This is a genomic window from Micrococcus sp. M4NT (assembly GCF_033790745.1).
Lineage (GTDB): Bacteria > Actinomycetota > Actinomycetes > Actinomycetales > Micrococcaceae > Micrococcus.
This window is the reverse complement of record NZ_JAMYEH010000001.1, coordinates 38,904-54,190: the sequence shown is the minus strand read 5'-3', so window position 1 is coordinate 54,190 and position 15,287 is coordinate 38,904. Positions and strand designations below refer to the sequence as shown.

The 15,287-nt window shown below is 74.1% G+C and carries 24 protein-coding genes and 1 pseudogene; 18 read left to right on the top strand and 7 right to left on the bottom strand.

Annotated elements, in window-relative coordinates; genetic code table 11:
* Nucleotides 1–7: 7 nt before the first annotated feature.
* The 16 genes from NJC10_RS00290 to NJC10_RS00220 all read left to right on the top strand — a co-directional run bounded on the left by NJC10_RS00290 (nucleotide 8) and on the right by NJC10_RS00220 (nucleotide 7,505).
* Nucleotides 8–514 carry a hypothetical protein gene (locus tag NJC10_RS00290; RefSeq protein WP_319073877.1) on the top strand — a complete coding sequence of 169 codons (507 nt, stop codon included), beginning with the start codon at nucleotides 8–10 and terminating at the stop codon, nucleotides 512–514.
* A gap of 166 nt (nucleotides 515–680) precedes the next feature.
* Entirely contained in the window at nucleotides 681–878 is a 198-nt protein-coding gene (locus NJC10_RS11205) for an excisionase family DNA-binding protein (RefSeq protein ID WP_413466361.1), read from the top strand.
* Nucleotides 875–1,012 (top strand): hypothetical protein, encoded by a 138-nt coding sequence (locus tag NJC10_RS00285; protein ID WP_319073874.1) that lies wholly within the window; start codon nucleotides 875–877, stop codon nucleotides 1,010–1,012. Before NJC10_RS11205 ends, NJC10_RS00285 begins: the two co-directional genes overlap by 4 nt.
* Nucleotides 1,009–1,266, top strand: a complete 258-nt coding sequence (locus NJC10_RS00280; protein WP_319073873.1) for a hypothetical protein — start codon at nucleotides 1,009–1,011, stop codon at nucleotides 1,264–1,266. The genes NJC10_RS00285 and NJC10_RS00280 overlap by 4 nt, the downstream gene beginning before the upstream one ends.
* A gap of 791 nt (nucleotides 1,267–2,057) precedes the next feature.
* Entirely contained in the window at nucleotides 2,058–2,303 is a 246-nt protein-coding gene (locus NJC10_RS00275) for a hypothetical protein (RefSeq protein WP_319073872.1), read from the top strand.
* On the top strand, nucleotides 2,300–2,491 hold the full coding sequence (locus NJC10_RS00270; RefSeq protein WP_319073870.1) for a hypothetical protein: 192 nt from the start codon (nucleotides 2,300–2,302) through the stop codon (nucleotides 2,489–2,491). The genes NJC10_RS00275 and NJC10_RS00270 overlap by 4 nt, the downstream gene beginning before the upstream one ends.
* Before the next feature lie 112 nt (nucleotides 2,492–2,603).
* Nucleotides 2,604–3,071: a hypothetical protein gene (locus NJC10_RS00265; RefSeq protein WP_319073869.1), complete on the top strand. Its 468-nt coding sequence runs from the start codon at nucleotides 2,604–2,606 to the stop codon at nucleotides 3,069–3,071.
* A 71-nt stretch (nucleotides 3,072–3,142) separates the two neighbouring features.
* On the top strand, nucleotides 3,143–3,520 hold the full coding sequence (locus NJC10_RS00260; RefSeq protein WP_319073868.1) for a hypothetical protein: 378 nt from the start codon (nucleotides 3,143–3,145) through the stop codon (nucleotides 3,518–3,520).
* 166 nt (nucleotides 3,521–3,686) lie between these two features.
* Nucleotides 3,687–4,262, top strand: a complete 576-nt coding sequence (locus NJC10_RS00255; RefSeq protein ID WP_319073866.1) for a hypothetical protein — start codon at nucleotides 3,687–3,689, stop codon at nucleotides 4,260–4,262.
* Nucleotides 4,263–4,273: 11 nt separating this feature from the next.
* A complete protein-coding gene (locus NJC10_RS00250; RefSeq protein WP_319073865.1) occupies nucleotides 4,274–4,954 on the top strand; it encodes a hypothetical protein in 681 nt (226 codons plus the stop codon).
* Between the two features lie 2 nt (nucleotides 4,955–4,956).
* The gene (locus tag NJC10_RS00245; protein WP_319073864.1) at nucleotides 4,957–5,136 is read left to right on the top strand and encodes a hypothetical protein; all 180 of its coding nucleotides are present in this window, start codon (nucleotides 4,957–4,959) and stop codon (nucleotides 5,134–5,136) included.
* A complete protein-coding gene (locus NJC10_RS00240) occupies nucleotides 5,133–5,795 on the top strand; it encodes a hypothetical protein (RefSeq protein WP_319073862.1) in 663 nt (220 codons plus the stop codon). Before NJC10_RS00245 ends, NJC10_RS00240 begins: the two co-directional genes overlap by 4 nt.
* Nucleotides 5,783–5,965 (top strand): hypothetical protein, encoded by a 183-nt coding sequence (locus tag NJC10_RS00235; protein WP_319073860.1) that lies wholly within the window; start codon nucleotides 5,783–5,785, stop codon nucleotides 5,963–5,965. Before NJC10_RS00240 ends, NJC10_RS00235 begins: the two co-directional genes overlap by 13 nt.
* Nucleotides 5,955–6,131, top strand: a complete 177-nt coding sequence (locus tag NJC10_RS00230) for a hypothetical protein (protein WP_319073858.1) — start codon at nucleotides 5,955–5,957, stop codon at nucleotides 6,129–6,131. Before NJC10_RS00235 ends, NJC10_RS00230 begins: the two co-directional genes overlap by 11 nt.
* 132 nt (nucleotides 6,132–6,263) lie before the next feature.
* Nucleotides 6,264–6,866, top strand: coding sequence for a recombinase family protein (locus NJC10_RS00225; protein WP_319073857.1), 603 nt, complete (start codon nucleotides 6,264–6,266; stop codon nucleotides 6,864–6,866).
* 144 nt (nucleotides 6,867–7,010) lie between these two features.
* Nucleotides 7,011–7,505 (top strand): hypothetical protein, encoded by a 495-nt coding sequence (locus tag NJC10_RS00220; protein ID WP_319073856.1) that lies wholly within the window; start codon nucleotides 7,011–7,013, stop codon nucleotides 7,503–7,505.
* Between the two features lie 227 nt (nucleotides 7,506–7,732).
* Here NJC10_RS00220 and NJC10_RS00215 read toward each other — a convergent pair whose 3' ends face one another.
* From NJC10_RS00215 to NJC10_RS00190, 6 genes are all read right to left on the bottom strand, one after another.
* On the bottom strand, nucleotides 7,733–8,092 hold the full coding sequence (locus NJC10_RS00215) for a hypothetical protein (RefSeq protein WP_319073855.1): 360 nt from the start codon (nucleotides 8,090–8,092) through the stop codon (nucleotides 7,733–7,735).
* Between the two features lie 436 nt (nucleotides 8,093–8,528).
* Nucleotides 8,529–8,666 (bottom strand): hypothetical protein, encoded by a 138-nt coding sequence (locus NJC10_RS00210; RefSeq protein ID WP_319073854.1) that lies wholly within the window; start codon nucleotides 8,664–8,666, stop codon nucleotides 8,529–8,531.
* A gap of 11 nt (nucleotides 8,667–8,677) precedes the next feature.
* Nucleotides 8,678–8,869 carry a hypothetical protein gene (locus NJC10_RS00205; protein WP_319073852.1) on the bottom strand — a complete coding sequence of 64 codons (192 nt, stop codon included), beginning with the start codon at nucleotides 8,867–8,869 and terminating at the stop codon, nucleotides 8,678–8,680.
* A gap of 172 nt (nucleotides 8,870–9,041) precedes the next feature.
* Entirely contained in the window at nucleotides 9,042–10,127 is a 1,086-nt protein-coding gene (locus NJC10_RS00200; protein ID WP_319073850.1) for a type II secretion system F family protein, read from the bottom strand.
* Nucleotides 10,121–11,545 carry a CpaF family protein gene (locus NJC10_RS00195; RefSeq protein WP_319073848.1) on the bottom strand — a complete coding sequence of 475 codons (1,425 nt, stop codon included), beginning with the start codon at nucleotides 11,543–11,545 and terminating at the stop codon, nucleotides 10,121–10,123. Before NJC10_RS00195 ends, NJC10_RS00200 begins: the two co-directional genes overlap by 7 nt.
* Before the next feature lie 239 nt (nucleotides 11,546–11,784).
* On the bottom strand, nucleotides 11,785–12,573 hold the full coding sequence (locus tag NJC10_RS00190) for an NUDIX hydrolase (protein ID WP_248117962.1): 789 nt from the start codon (nucleotides 12,571–12,573) through the stop codon (nucleotides 11,785–11,787).
* 70 nt (nucleotides 12,574–12,643) lie between these two features.
* On the opposite strand from NJC10_RS00190, the gene NJC10_RS00185 reads away from it, so the two are divergent.
* Nucleotides 12,644–13,864, top strand: a complete 1,221-nt coding sequence (locus NJC10_RS00185) for an NAD(P)-binding domain-containing protein (RefSeq protein ID WP_298712622.1) — start codon at nucleotides 12,644–12,646, stop codon at nucleotides 13,862–13,864.
* A 9-nt stretch (nucleotides 13,865–13,873) separates the two neighbouring features.
* Here the strand turns inward: NJC10_RS00185 and NJC10_RS00180 are convergent.
* Nucleotides 13,874–14,339, bottom strand: a pseudogene (locus NJC10_RS00180) (LysE/ArgO family amino acid transporter).
* A gap of 70 nt (nucleotides 14,340–14,409) precedes the next feature.
* Between NJC10_RS00180 and NJC10_RS00175 the strand changes: the two are divergent.
* The gene (locus NJC10_RS00175; RefSeq protein ID WP_319073847.1) at nucleotides 14,410–15,285 is read left to right on the top strand and encodes an ArgP/LysG family DNA-binding transcriptional regulator; all 876 of its coding nucleotides are present in this window, start codon (nucleotides 14,410–14,412) and stop codon (nucleotides 15,283–15,285) included.
* Nucleotides 15,286–15,287 lie beyond the last annotated feature (2 nt).

The following is a 15,287-nucleotide window of genomic DNA, read 5'->3' as shown; positions in this document are numbered from 1 at the left end:
CAGGACCATGACAGACACCGTGCGGGTCATCTGCAACCGGCACTACGGCCCCAGGGGCAAGCCGAGAACGTGGACCGTCGCCCAGTTCATTCACGCCCCAGACGGACCCGTGCCATGGGTGGAGCGCCCAGCAACTCACGGCCAGGTGGCCGGCCTCGTGCGCCGCCGAGCCGAGGACGGCACTCTCCCCGTCGTGAGGGACCCCGCCCAGGCGGAGGCCGCCGCGTTCCTGGCGAACACCCCACCCACGTTCGCCGGCGGAAGCAAGCCCACGACGTTCGTGCATCTGCTGAACGACCGACCTCCGGAGGAGGGCGAGGTGACCGCGGACAACCTGGCAGAGGTGGACCTGCGCCACCTGCTGGACTGCGACCGATGCGTGAACGCGGGCAAGTCCGCCCCGCTGTACGTGCGACGAGAGCGGCTGTGGGAACTGCTGGATACGGTGGCGGCAACGGGAGTGGGAGAGGTGCCGTTGGACCTGCTCGTGAAGATGAACGGGACGGCGGGATGACTACACCAGTGCTGACACGTCCTGCCACCTGATACCATTTCCACAGCGCCAGAGCTGCTAGACCCTGGCCCCGACGGCAGACGCCCCGGGTAGTGACTCGTTCCGCCCCGGTTCCCCAACAGGAACCGGACCACGGTGGGACTACGAGTTGCACCCTGGAGGACCAGTGCAGCCGTCCCCTAGCCCCACCACCTATGTGTGGCTCACCCGCGCCGAGGCTGCCCAACACGCCCGCGCCAGCCTCCGCACAATCGACCGATGGATCAAATCCGGCCGTGTCCCCGCGCACCGCGTCGGCCGTTCCGTACGCATCGACCGCGCCGCACTGGATGCCGTGATCACGGCGGGCGGTGCCGCCCAGTGACCTCGCCTCGTGACCCCCTCACCCCGGAGGCCCGGGAGCACGCCCGCCGTGCTGGCGCCGCGGCCCCGCCCATCACCCCCGCCCAGGCGCGACGCCTCGCCCAGCTGCTCATGGGCGGCGGTGAGCGTGAGTGACCGTCACCCCCAGCACCCCCCGCCCTCCCGACGCCCTGCCCGACCCGGCCCACACCCTGGAAGGCGTCTACGTCGTCCTCGTTGCCCACCACGTGACCGGAGAGCTCCGCACCCGGCGCCGCGTGTTCTTCAACCTCCCCGCCGCCCAGCGCGCCGCCGACCGGGCCACGGACCGCGGACACCACGCCGCCGTCACCCTGTGCCGCCTGGCCCCCCTGCACACGTTCACGGCCGGGAGGGAAGCGGCTCTGTGACCCCGGTGACCGCGCCCCCGAGAGAGGAGGGCTAACGGCATGAGTCACCAGGCAGTCACGACCGTCATCACCCGCTGGGCCCACCTCAACGATCAGCCATTCCGGGCCCTCATCGTCATGGCGCACGCAGCGCACAGCGACCATGAGCCGCCGCCCTATTTCGGCGGGCACCGTGCGCTAGCCCTTGCCCTGGGGAAGGACCCCGACAACCCAAAGGCCCTCGAGCGCGTGCGGGTGATCCTCCGTGAGCTCGAGGCCGCCGGCGCGATCGTGGCCGGCATGGAAGGGAAGGCGGGCCAGCGGAGGGACTACGCACTCACCCTGGACCCGCGCACCACCTATCGGCCCTGCGGTGTTCAAGACGTGAAGTTCACCCGCGCCGATGGAGGGACGTACCTCGTGCGCCTGTCCGCGTGGGAGCCGGCGCCACGTGCTGATCCCCGCCCCCATCCCGACCCCCCTAGTGACTGGGGGGATGACCCCCCTAGTGAGTGGGGGGGTACTCCCCCCAGTGACACGGGGGATGACCCCCCCAGTGAGTGGGGACAGACCCCCCTAGTGACTGGGGGTCCAAGAGGTACCCATCCTCACCACAAGAAGAAGCCGCCAGAGGACCAGACAGCAACCGCACTCACCTCCCAGCCCAGCTCAAGTACACGCGTGCGCGGGACCGGCAAGGCTGCTGATGAGGACGCCCCACACGATTTCGAGGACCGCCGCAACCGCGACGCAGAAGCGCTGCGCGTATGGGCCCAGACCTGGAGCCCCGACGACCCCACGGAGGATCACGCATGACGCCCCGCACCCGCTACACCCGCCCCCAGCTCGCCGCGTTCATGGCGCTCGCCCGGGCCCACGACCTGACCGCCGAGCGCGCCGCGGCCATGGACCGCCACCCCGCTGGCAAAGCCCTCCACGCCGCCGGCGTCCGCACCATCAGCAGCCCCGGACCCATCCCCAGGGACCTCCCCCCGCTCACCGACGCCGACGGCACCCCCGCCGGCCGCCTCCCCACCACGACACTGGAGGACGCATGACCGACCACGACCCCCACCCTGAACCCCTCGAGTCCATGGACGCCCAGAAGCGTGACCGCGCCCGCTGTGCCCTCGCCCGCCGCTACGGCCTCCACCCCGACACCATTACCGGCCGCACCATCCCCGAGATGCACCAGGCCGCACGCGCCGCCGCCCGGACGACCCATGAAGGGGCCCGCCATGAGTGAACCCATGAAGCCCCGACGGTGCGTCGCACGCACGAGTAGCGGGAACCCCTGCCGGCGGGCCCCGATCCGGGGCGGGACGGTCTGCCCCTCGCACGGGGGGCGGGCGCCCCAGGTGAAGGCCGCGGCCGAGCGTCGGCAGACCGCGCAGGCCCTCGAGGCCGACGCCCGGGCGGTGCTCGCGTTCGAGGCCGTGGAGCCGGTGGCCGATCCCGTGCTTGCCCTGGCCGAGCTGGCGGCGGAGGTGCGGGCGACTGTACGGGCGCTGGGGCAGCGGGTGAACGCGCTCCAGGATCCCCGCTACGTCTCGCCGCTGGGCACCGAGCAGACGCGGGCCGAGCTGACCCTGTTGGGGCAGTACCAGGACCGGCTGGCGCGGATGCTGACGGCGTTGGGCCAGTTCAACTTGGACGAGCGGCGGGTGAGGCTGAACGAGGCCCAGGCCGCTGTGATCACCCACGTGATCGGCCGGCTGCTGGCATTCCTGGACTTGCCGGCGGAGCGGGACGCGGCGGCCCGGGCGCACCTGGGCGTGATCTTCCGTGATGTGGCCGCGGCCGAGGCCGAGGGGAGGCAGTTGTGAGCGGGTACGAGCGTCGCGCATCGTTCGCCGCTGTGCACGCGGCCGTCCCTGGCCCCCTGGCGGCCGTTCTCGTGGAGTTGGTGCCCTGGGAGGCGGTGGCGGTGAAGCTGGCGCACGCGCCCGCCCCTGCCCGTTCAGCGGCCCGTGCCGGGTGGGCGCAGCTGCTGAACACGGCGTCCATGTACCAGCACCACGTCCGGCAGGATCTCGAACCGCCTGCACTGCCTGCCGGGGCGACGGCCGCATGGCTGGACACTACGGAGGCGGGGAAGGTCGCGGGCGTGACTGCCCGGGCCGTGCGGACGTGGTGCCGTGCCGGTGTCGTCGTGAGCCGGGACGAGCACGGCCGGTTGCTGGTGGAGCCGGGGAGCCTGGCCGAGCACATCGCGCGTCGTGCCGAGGGCCGCGACTTCCCCGACGCGGAAGCGGGGAACCTGGCCGCGGCGTGATCCGGAAGTGTTGAAGGTGGCAGGGAAGCCGGGTGATGAACGGTGGGGCCCTGCCACCCGCGGGCTGGTGTCTCGATCCTCTGAGCCCGCACGGCGGGGGCGCCCGGGTTACGCCTACGGGCGTGGCGCCCCCGCCACCTCAACCGCCCTGACGAACGGAGACACCGTGACCGATTACAACAGCATCAGCCGCGCCATGCAGCGCCGCGAGGCCGCCGAGGAACGGCAGCAGCGCCGCATCGCGGACGTGTTCAGCCCCGGTACTACCCCGATCCCGCAGCCCCTCGACATGACCGAGCACACCCGCCTGTTCGACGAGGCCCGCGAGGCCCGCATGGCGGCCGCCCTGGGAGGGGAGGTGCCCGAGCACCTGGCCGCCCATGCCGAGGTGATCGAAGCGGAGAACGTCTACGCCGCAGCCCTGCGCCAGGCCCAGCCGGTCAAGTACGCCGACGAGGAAGCCCTGACCTGGGCGGCCCGCAACAAGCGCTCCGAGCTGATCCGCGAACACCAGTTCAGCTCCGGCTACACGGACGAGGTGCTGGCCCGCGTGGCCGAGAGCTTCCGCACCGCGGCACAGGCCCTCAACCGGCCGACCCCCGCCCCGGCGCGCACCGCGGCCACCACGGCCCGCACGCAGGCCGCCGAGAGCACCCCTCGCCGGAAGATCGTGCGGATCCGCGAGATCGGGACCATCACCAAGTACCCCGACTTCCACCCCGGCTACCCCGCCGCCCGCTGAACGGAGACACCATGCCCACCAAGACCCGCACCCCCGCCGACGCCCTGGCCGACGCCCGCGAGGCCCAGGCCAGCGCCGACGCCTACGAGTCCAAGGCCGCTGACGCCCGCGGCGAGGCCGCCCGGATCGACGCCGACGCCGTGGATCTGATCGTGAGCGACCCCGCCCAGGCCGACCGGATCACCCGGGAGGTGTCCACGCAGGAGCGCCTGGCGAACGCGTACACCGCCAAGGCCGGAGCCGAACACGCCCGCGCCGACAAGCTCGCCCGCGACGCCCTGGCCCTGGAGGCCGAGCGCCTGGACAAGGCCGCCGAGAAGGCCGTGAAGGACGCCGCGGCCCACCAGAGGCGCGTGGACGAGCTGCTCGCCCAGCTCGAGGACCTCGACGGCGTCTCCTACGGCGTGGCCGCCGTGCCCCTTGCCGGCGCCGTGGACGGGCGCACCTACTACCCGACCACCCGGGGCGAACAGATCACCGAGCACGTGGACGGCTACCGCGTGCGGGCGTCCATGATCCGCTACTTCCTCGCCCACAACGAGCTGCCCGCCCAGTCCACCGCCCTGGACGTCATCAAGGAGAGCGACCCCATGGCCGGCCGCCCCATCGTGCAGGCCCGCGAGTTCTTCATCCCCCCGCTGCTGGCCGCGTACCTGGCCGGCGACATCCTCGACCACACCCCGGAGGCGTGACCATGACCGCTAAGACCCCGACCCCCGGCGAGGTGGCCGCGTTCATCCGCGTGATCCTCGACCACCACAAGCCCCGCATCGACACAGACACCGGCCGGCACGTGCGGAAGTACCTGCTCGAGGCCGCCGCGTCCCTCGACAAGGCCGCCGACAAGCTCGCCGACAAGGAGGCCGCCCCGTGACCGGCCCGCGCTGGATCACCGAGGCCGAGTACGCGACGGCGTTGACGCTCTACCGGGGGCGCCCCGAGCTGTGGACGGCCGAGGGACTGGCCGAGCTGCTTGACCTGTTCGGCGCCCTGGGCGCTCCCCGCACCCTGAACGCGCTGGCGAACACGCCCGGGTTCCCCCTGGACCTCGTTCGCCCCCACGTCGCATACGCGCACGCCGCCTCCTACCGCCCCGAATACACCCTGGACCGCGGATCCTGGATCGACCTGTTCAGGCGGATCGGCTTCACGTTCAACGGTGAGCCTGCGACGCTGCCGACCGAGCCGCGGACACTGTGGCGGGGCACGCGCCCGGGCTACAGCGACAACCTCTCGTGGACCCCGGAGCGTGCCATAGCCGTCACGTTCGCGGCCCGACCTGGCGCGGTCCTGTACCGGACCGAGGTTCCCCCGGGGCGCGTGCTCGCCGTGCTCGCCGATGACCGGTACGAACCGCAGTGGCTCGCATCGGTTGCCGGCCTGGACAAGGTGAAAGAAGAGCTGAGCGCCGAGGACTGGGCGTTCGCCCGCGAGTGGGAAGCGGAGTCGGCCGCGGTGCGGGCGGGAATGCCGGCCCTTGAGCGGGCGCAGCTGGCCGCCGCGGAACGAATGTTCAGGGCGTGGGAGAAGTGACCCGGGGCGCGTTCAGCCTGGCCGCGGACCTGGTGGAGGCCGGCGCCCTCGAAGTGGCCGCCGCATGCGAGGCCCGCGGCGAGGACCCGGCCGCCGGGATCGCCGCCGTGCTGGCCGCCCTGCGGGATCATGGGGGCACCAACGAGAAGGAGACCCCTTGTGACCGCTGAGACCCCCACCCCGGACGACATGCGCGAGGCCGCCCGCATCCTGCGCGCCGTGGCAGAGGCGGACACCGACGAGAAGGGCCAGCGGGATGGGTTCATCCGCGCCGAGCTGCGGGGAGCGGCCCGCGCCCTGGAAGCCCTGGCCGAGTCCCACGACGGGGACGCATGAGCCGGTTCCCAAATCCCATGGTCTGCTGACAACGCCCCTGCCTCGTGCGGGGGCGTCGTCATCTCGGGGGTGTTGCATTCCCAAAACCCATCCCGTAACCTGTTCCCATAACCACCCGCACAAGTTGAGTAGATGGGAACCGGGGACATGGGCAACATCATCGGGTACGCACGTGTCAGCACCACCGCACAGGCAAAGGACGGCACGTCCCTCGACTCCCAGCGCGAGGCCCTGACCGCCGCCGGCGCGTCCCGCGTGTTCGCTGAGGCTGTCTCCGGCAAGAAGGCCAGCCGCCCCGAGCTCGACACCATGCTGGACTACCTGCGCGAGGGTGACACCGTGCTCGTCACCTCCCTCGACCGCATGGGCCGCACCATGGCGGACCTCGTGGCCCTCGTGAACGAGCTTCAGGACCGCGGGATCAACTTCCGCTCCCTCCGTGAGGGGATCGACACGTCCGGCCCCGCGGGCCGCATGGTGTTCCACGTGTTCGCCGCCCTGGCCGAGTTCGAGCACGCGACGATCCTCGAGCGCACGGAGAAGGGCCGTCAGTCCGCCGCTGAGAAGGGCCGGAAGGGCGGACGCCCCCGGAAGTACGACGGGAAGAAGATCGCCCTCGTGAAGCGCCTCCACGCCACCGGAGACATGACACCCCGCGAGGTGGCCGACGCCGCCGGCGTGTCCGTCTCCACCATGTACCGGCTGCTCAAGATGGACGACGCCCCCGCCGCCTGACCTGTCCGCACGACCAGGGACGCCCGCCCCTCACCTCGAGGGATCCGGGCGGCCCTCCGTATCCCCTGCCCCTCGTGCCGCGACACGGTTAGCCTGAACGAGTGGTCCCGTAGCCTGTGAATCACCCCACCGAGAGGATCGCTCGTGCTCTACCGTGTTCAGCCCTATGGCGCCGTCACCTGGACGGATACGCCCCAGTCTCTTGTCGACCTTGTGCTGGCCGAAGAGATGGACCTCGACCGTCTTGAATGGCAGACCGCCGACCAGCCGGCCCAGATCGTCCTCGACATGGCTCTCCGGTACGGTGTGCCCACGTCCACCGGCCTGGCCGTCGGCATGCGCTATCCAGGGCAGGTAGCCCGGCCGGCAATGCTCCGCGACCTCTACCGGCAGATCCGGGAGCACCGGGCGAGCGCGGCCTACCAGGCGGCCGAAGCCCAGGTGAATGCCGTGATGGGCGAGGACTATGCCGCCTACGGGCGTGAGTTGGACGCACGCATTGACGAGTCCTCTGCGCGGTCTATCGCCGAAGCCGAGGAAGAAGCGGCCGAGCTCTACCGTGCTCCCTTGCGACAGGAGCTCGTGGATCACTGGACCAAACTGGGCGGCGCCACCCCCGTGGACCTGCGGGCCACGTGAAGAAGGGCCGCCCTGCCGAAACGGGGGGATGGCAGGGCGGCCCTGGGGCGCGCCACCGCATAGCGGGGGGATCAGCGCGCCGGCAGCGCCCGGGGAGCGGAGGGGGATTGCCCCCCCGGCGCCAGCGCCCACAGTAGCGTCCCCAGTCCCGGCAGCCCAGAGTTCTCCACAAGGCACACGACAGAGGGCCCCAGGATCATCCTGGGGCCCTCTCGTGCTAGGTGAGCTCAGGCGGCCGTCTCCGAGTCCATCAGGTCCGCCAGGTTCAGGAAGTACGCCGCGATCATCCGCGCCTGCCGGGCATCGGGCTGGATCGACCCATCCGGCTCGAAGTCCGCGTCCTCGATCCTCACATCCGCCCAGGCAACACAGGGGAACCCCGGTGCCTGCGTCGTGCGGACCTCCCCGCGAACGGTCAGGGTGGAAGTCCCCGGGGACTCGAGCACAACGGTCCCCAGGCGGATCGTCCGATCGGTGTCCAGGCGCACAGGCTGCGTGTCCATCATCGTGCGAGGCGTCGGCTGTGTGGGCCCGGCCTTGTCAGAGGGCTGGCCGGCGCCGGGCTGCTGGGGGGTGTTCGTGGTCATGGTGTCTCCGTTCATCGGTGGCCGGGCTGGCCGGTTGGCGGTGCTGGTGCTGTTCTAGTGCTGAGGGCGGACCTTGTAAGCGGGGCGGGTGCCCTCACCTCCCAAGCAAGAGCGGAGGGCCCGGGGGCCGCCTTTGCTTGGTCCCTCACGCCGTCACTGACCCGCCGCCCCCGCCCACATCTGCGACATTCGCACGCCGAGTAGACCCCCCGCCGGTGGCAGGGTGTCTCACGGTGCGCCCTGGTCCGTCCGTGCACTGGACGTTCCCAGCCCTGGCAGTTCAGGGCCGTTCGGGGTGGATAGTTTCGACTGCGCCGGAGCCTTGGGAGCAGGTAGGCCGGCTTTCCCGCCTGGACGATCACGCTGTGACCTCGTTCCGCCCACCGTCACCACGACGGCAGGCAGGACGCGGCCCCCGCGTGTGGGGGCCGACTGGTCAGCAGGGGCCGGTCCAGAGCGAGGGCAGGTTGAGCACGACGAAGCCCACCGCCGTCGTCACCGTCCAGAAGGCGGCGCGGGCGATGGGCTGAACACGCTGGGCTAGCGTGTCGGGGGCAAGGGTAGACTGGGGCACGTCATCACGTCCTAACCGTGGTGGCCGAGGCCCCGCGGTGTTTCCAGCACCGGCGGGGCCCTTTCATGTCCGCACCCATTCACGGGGTGCTGTGACACATCCTCCCCATACTCGGCGGTCTGGGCGCCGGTCTCGTCCTCGAGGCGCTCGCGGCCGACGAGATCGGTCAGGGCCAGGTGCAGGGCGGTGGAGAGCTGGGTCATGGGGTTCCTCCTGGAAGGGCGGCCCTCGGTGCGAGGGCGGTGGGACGGTCCGGTGCGGGCCGCTGATCCCAGACTGCGCGGGACGGCGTCCGCCGCGCTCGCCGCGCCCGCCGGCCGGGGACGACCGCCCCGCGCCGGGCGGCCTGTGCAGGAGCGATCAGGCGCCCGCGCGTCACGGGCCCGCCGTGAGCAGGGCGATCACCATGGGGATCACGCCCCAGCACACGAACGCCGGCAGCAGGCACAGGCTCAGCGGCACCACGAGCCGCACGGCGAGCTCCTCCGCGGCCCGCTCGTCCGCGCGCCGCGACTGCTGGCGCACCGCGGCGGCCGTCTCCGTCAGCGCACGGGCTCCAGCCATGCCGCTGCGGTGCAGGGGACGCAGCCAGGCCGCCACCTCCGTCCACAGCGGATCCTGCGCCACGGGCTCCCACGCCTCCTCCCACGGGCGGCCCCAGCGCAGCAGGGCCGTCACGGCGCGCAGGGCGTGCGCGTCCGGCAGCGCACGGGCGAGGTCGTCGAGGGCCGCGGTGAGCGAGCGGCCCGCCGCGAGGAGCGGGGCCACGAGGTCCAGGACGACGGCGGGCTCGATCGACCCGGTCGGCCGGGTCGCCCGGGCGACGAGCAGACGCGTCCACGCCTGGCCGGCAAGCGTGAACAGCAGCCCCAGCACGCCGATGATCCACCCGAAGGGCGAGGTCAGCAGATCTGCCGGCGACGTGCCCAGCAGCCACGCCATCCCGAGGCCGCCCATGGGCAGCCACTGCAGCAGCCGGGCGGTCGCGCGGGGCCCCGCCGCGGCGCTGCGGCGGGCGCGGGCCGCGTCGACGGCGGCCTCCAGGGTGTCCGCCAGGCGCGCGGCGATCGCGGCGGGCGCGGCCCCCGCACGCCGCCCGGCCGTGAGGGCGGTGTCCACCAGCTCCCAGCCCGGGTCCGGCGGCGCCGCGCGCCCGGGTAGCCGCCGCCACGGACGTCGCCCCGCACGGCCGGCGCTGCCGCCCACGTCGGAGCAGGGGCCCTCAGCGTCCAGTCCGAGCCGCTCGCGCGCGGCCCGCCGGCGGACGCGGTGGTGGAGGCAGCAGCCCGGGCGGGGCCGCGCGCAGGCGGGCACGGTCCGGGCGACCTCCGCCCAGGCGCGGTCCGCCGGGAGTCCGGCCCGCAGCAGCGCGGACCAGCGGCGCAGGACGGCCACGAGCTCCTCGGTCTCCTTCTCCGGATCAGCCCGAGGCCGGCACAGCGGTCCGGGGATCCTCAGCACGTGTGCCGGCCCTCGAGGCGGGCGCGCAGCAGCTCGAGCCCCGGGCCCTCGACCGTGCGTCCCGCGGCGCCGCCGCCGTCGTCAGCGATGCCGTCCTCCCAGGTGAGCGCGGGGACCAGGGCGAGCGGCCCCGGGGCGTCCGCGGGGACGGCGAGCTCCACGGGGTGCCGGCCGTGCACGTCCCGGACCACGTGGAGCACGGCGTCCACCCCGGCCCGGGCCTGGGCGTCGACGGCGGCCGGGCTCCACCCGGCGAGGGAGGCCATCGCGGTGAGGCGGGCGGGCACGTCCGCCGCGGCGTTGGCGTGCAAGGTCCCCCAGGCACCCTGGTGGCCCGTGTTCAGCGCAGTGAGGACGTCGGTCACCTCGGCGCCGCGGCACTCCCCCACCACGAGCCGGTCCGGGCGCATGCGCAGCGCGTGGCGGATGAGCTCGGGGAGGGCCACCTCCCCCGCCCCCTCCTCGTTCGCGGCGCGGCACTGCAGCGCCACCACGTGCGGGTGCTCCGGCGCGGCCTCGAGGGTGTCCTCCACGGTGATGATGCGCTCGTGCGCGGACACCTCGGAGAGGGCCGCCGAGAGCAGCGTGGTCTTGCCCGTGCCGGTCGCGCCGCTGATGAGCACGGTGGCCCGGTGCAGCACCAGCCACTGCACCGCCTCGGCCCAGAGGCCGCCGTCGGGCCAGGACTCGGCGAGCTCCGCGAGCGAGCGGGCACGCCGTGCGGGCACGCGCAGGCTCAGCACCGTGCCGCCACCGCTGACGGGCGGCAGCACGGCGTGCACGCGGACCCCGCCCACCCGGGCGTCGGCCATCGGGACGGCCCCGTCGAGGCGCCGGCCCGCCTGCCCCAGCAGCCGGACCGCGAGCGCGTGGGACGCCTCCGGGTCCAGGCGCGCCGGGCGCCGGATCAGCCCGCCCGCCCCGTCGGTCCACACGGCACCGCCGCCGTCCACGAGGACGTCCGTGACGCCCTCGACGCCCACCCAGGGGGCGAGCGGGCCGAAGCCGGCGAGCTCCTCCTCGAGGGCGCGGGCCTGAGCCTCCCGCACGGCGGGGGCCGGCGGGGTCCACGGCCGATCCGGATCGGGGGCGCCGCGGCCGATCCGCCGCCACCACGGTGCGGGACGCATGGCATCCGCGCGCCGCTGCGCCTCGGCGTCCGCGAGCACCCGCTCGATCAGCGGACGCAGGTCCGCCTCGGTCGCGGGATCCCCCTCGGCGCACTGCTCGGCGATCCTGCGGCGCAGCGCGGCGGCGTCGTCCGGCCCCGGGGACGCCGCGGCCGGCGGCGGGGAGGCCGCGGCCAGCGGGGCGGCGGCCGGCGGCGGATGCCCTGGCCGCGGTGGGTGAAGGCCGGACCGGACGGACGGGCGGGCACGGCGGGGACGGGGTGGGGCATCGGGCACCCAGGGACGCATGGCGGACCTCCAGCGGGACGGCGGGTCCGGCGCCGACGTCGACGGCCGCCGGCCTCCGGCCTCCGCCCAGTCCAGCCGCCGCGCACGGGGCCAGGCCCGTCGGTGCCCGATTGCGGGGACATGCGAGCCCCGGGCGCCGCCTGTGCAGGAGCCGCCGGGCCTCAGAGGTCTCCGGCGGCACCGTGCCGCCACCGCCCGGCCCCCTTCAGCCGTGGGATCGCGTCAGCGCCCCTGCCCCGTCAGTCGCTGACCGGCTCCCACGTCTCGGCGTCGATCACGCGGCTCCGGTCCCAGGGCACGGACCAGTCGAGCAGGTCCAGCAGCCGGTCCAGCAGTGCCGCCGTGAACCCCCACACGAGCCGCTCCCCCACGAGGAAGCCGGGAGTCTCGCCGCGGCGGCCGCCGGGCCGCGCCACCCGGCACCGGTTCTGCGGGGCCACGAGGTCGGCCACGGGCAGGCGGAACACGGCGGCGGCCTCGGCCTCGTCCACCACGGCCACGCGACCCGGGCGGCACCACCACCCGATCACGGGGTGCACCACGTGGCCGGACACGATCAGGGGCACCGGGGGCAGGACGCCCAGCACCTCGACGCCGTCCGGATCCAGCCCCGTCTCCTCACGGGCCTCGCGCAGGGCCGTGGCCACCACGTCCGCGTCCTCGGGGTCCACGCGTCCGCCGGGGAAGGCGATCTGCCCCGCGTGCTGGCGCAGGGTGGACGCGCGCTGCGTGAGCAGGACGTCCACGGCGGGGTGGACGCGGCCGGCGTCGTGGACCGCCGGGACGTCGTCGAGTGCGCCGACGAGGATGAGCACGGCCGAGGGGCGCGCCTGCACCGGGCGGGGCCAGTCCAGGCCCCACGCAGAGGCGGCGCCGTCCGGGACCGCGGTGAGCGCGGCGGCGTCGTGGCGGCCGGGGACCTCGGCCACGCCCCACCGGGCCGTGAGGGCGGTCAGCTGGTCGCGTGCCCCCGCGATCGAGCCGGGGAGGGCGGGGGCGGACGCAGGGTGCGCGGCGGGCTCGGTCATGTCCCCCACGCTACCCACGGCCCGGTGCGTGAGACGCCGGCCGCGGGCGGGGCTCGGTAGCCTCGGAGCCATGAGCGCCTCGCACCCCGCACCCACGACGGCGGCCCCGACCGCCGTCGACGTCGCTGTGATCGGCGGCGGCCAGGCCGGCCTCGCCGCCGGATTCCACCTCCAGCGGCTCGCGCGGGACGTCGAGCGCGGCCGCGCTGCGGGGCCCGCGCCCTCGTTCGTGATCCTGGACGCGGCAGGGGAGCCCGGCGGCGCGTGGCGCCACTTCTGGGACTCGCTCGAGCTCTTCTCCCCCGCGGAGCACTCCTCCCTGCCCGGCCACCGCATGCCGGCCCTGCCGGACGCCTCGGCCACGGAGTCCGGCAACCCCGACGCGCTCCACGTCGTCGACTACCTCGCCGACTACGAGCAGCGCTACTCCCTGCCCGTCCGCCGCACCGCGCGCGTCAGCACCGTCACCCGGGACGCCTCGGCGGCGGAGGAGCCGCCGTTCACCCTCCTCCTCGAGGACGGCTCCCGCCTCACCGCCGGGGTCGTGGTCTCCGCGACCGGCACGTTCACCCGCCCGTACCTGCCCGCGGTCCCCGGGGCCGCGGAGTTCGCGGGACGCCGGCTGCACTCCGCGGCCTACCGCCGTCCGGAGGACTTCACCGACCAGCGGGTGCTCGTGGTGGGCGGGGGCAACTCCGGCCCCCAGGTGGCCGCGGACCTGCTCGACCACGCCGCGGAGGTCACGTGGGCGTGTCGGCGCCCGCCGCGCTTCATGCCGGACGACGTCGACGGCCGCGTGCTGTTCCAGGCCGCCTCGGCGCGGGTGCTGGGCCGGGACGGCCCGTCGGTCGGCGAGCTCGGGGACATCGTGGCCGTCCCGCCCGTGCGCCGGGCCCGCGACGAGCGCGGGCTGCATGCGGTCCCCATGGTCTCCCGGCTCACCCGGCGCGGCGCGGCCTGGGACGACGACGCCGGCCTGGAGCACGGCTGGGCGGCGGACTCGGCGGCCGCCGCGGAGGTGCGGGGCACGGATCGCACGTTCGACGCGATGGTGTGGAGCACCGGCTTCCACGCGGAGCTGCGCCACCTGCGGCAGCTGGACCTGAGCACGACCGGCGCCGGCGTGCCCCGCACCCGGAGCGACCTGCCGACCGCGAGCACCGACGTCCCCGGCCTGTACCTGCTCGGCTACGGCGACTGGTGCGGGCCGGCCTCGGCCACGCTCGTGGGCGTCGGCGTGTGGGCGCGGAACACCGTGGAGGACGTCGCCGCCCGACTGGCCGAGGGCTGAGCCGCCGGCTCAGCTGAGCATCAGCCGCACGGCGAGCACCGCCATGACCGCGGCGATGAGCACGTCCAGGACGCGCCACGCGCTCGGCGAGGCGAGCGGGCGGGCCAGGAGCCGCGCCCCGAACCCCAGCCCGGAGAACCACAGCAGGGAGGCGAGCACGGCGCCGGCGGCGAACACCCAGCGTCCGTCCGGGCCGTGCTGGTTGGCGAGGCTGCCGAGCAGCACCACGGTGTCCAGGTACACGTGCGGATTCAGCCACGTCAGGGCGAGCGTGGTCCCCAGCACCGAGCCGGCCGTCCGCGGCGCCGGCCGTGCCTCCCACGATCAGCACGGCGTCCGATGCCGCGCACACCGCGACGACGGGGCCCACGTGCTCACGGCGCACGCCCTGGCGCAGGACGAAGGCGTTCTGGGCGCCGATCGCCACGATGAGGGCGAGTCCGGTGAGCAGGCCCGTCACGGCGAGGTTCCACATGAGCCTGACGCTAGGGCGGTCTCGAATCTGAGACAAACGCATCATCCTGCGATTTCCTAAGCTCTGCTTCATGAATCACGAGCAGCTGCGCGCCCTGCTGGCCATCGTCGACGAGGGCTCGTTCGAAGGGGCGGCCCACACGCTGGGCGTCAGCGCGTCCGCCGTGAGCCAGCGGATTCGCGCGCTCGAGCACACCGTCGGCCAGGTGGTGGTCCGGCGAGGCAGCCCCTGCGTGCCGACCGATGCCGGCACGGCCCTCGTGCGCATGGCCCGGCACGTGCAGGTCCTCGAGGAGGAGGCCTGGGCACGTCTCGGCCGGCAGGCGTCCGGTCGCAGCGTCACCGCGCTCGCCGTGCCCGCGGACGCCCTGGGCACGTGGTTCCAGCCCGTGGTGCGGGACGCCGCCGCCTGGCATGACACCGTGCTGGACCTGCACGTGGAGGACCAGGACCACAGTGCGCAGCTGCTGCGGCGGGGCGAGGTGCTGGCCGCCGTCACCACCGAGCCGGTCCCCGTGCCGGGCTGCGAGGCGGAGCCACTCGGCCACATGCGGTACGTCCCCGTGGCCGCGCCCGCCCTGCTCGAGCGGCACCGGCGGGCCGGCGCCGTCGACCTCGCGGCCATGCCGATGATGCGGTTCAACGTGAAGGACGACCTCCAGGGCATCGTGCTGCGCTCCGCCGGAGTCGCCACGGCCCCGCCGACCCACACCGCCCCGTCCTTCGACGCCTTCCAGCGCTGCGTGGAGGCCGGCCTGGGATGGGGCATGCTCGTGGACCATCAGGCTCGCGAGGGCCTGCGCGACGGCGGCCTCGTCCGCCTGCCGGGAGTCGACGACGTCCTCCTGCCCCTGCACTGGCAGGCCGCCACCCTGCCCTCACCGCGCCTGCTGCGACTGACCGCGGCCGTCCGTGCCGCCGCCCACCGGGGGCTGGAACCCCCGTGAGG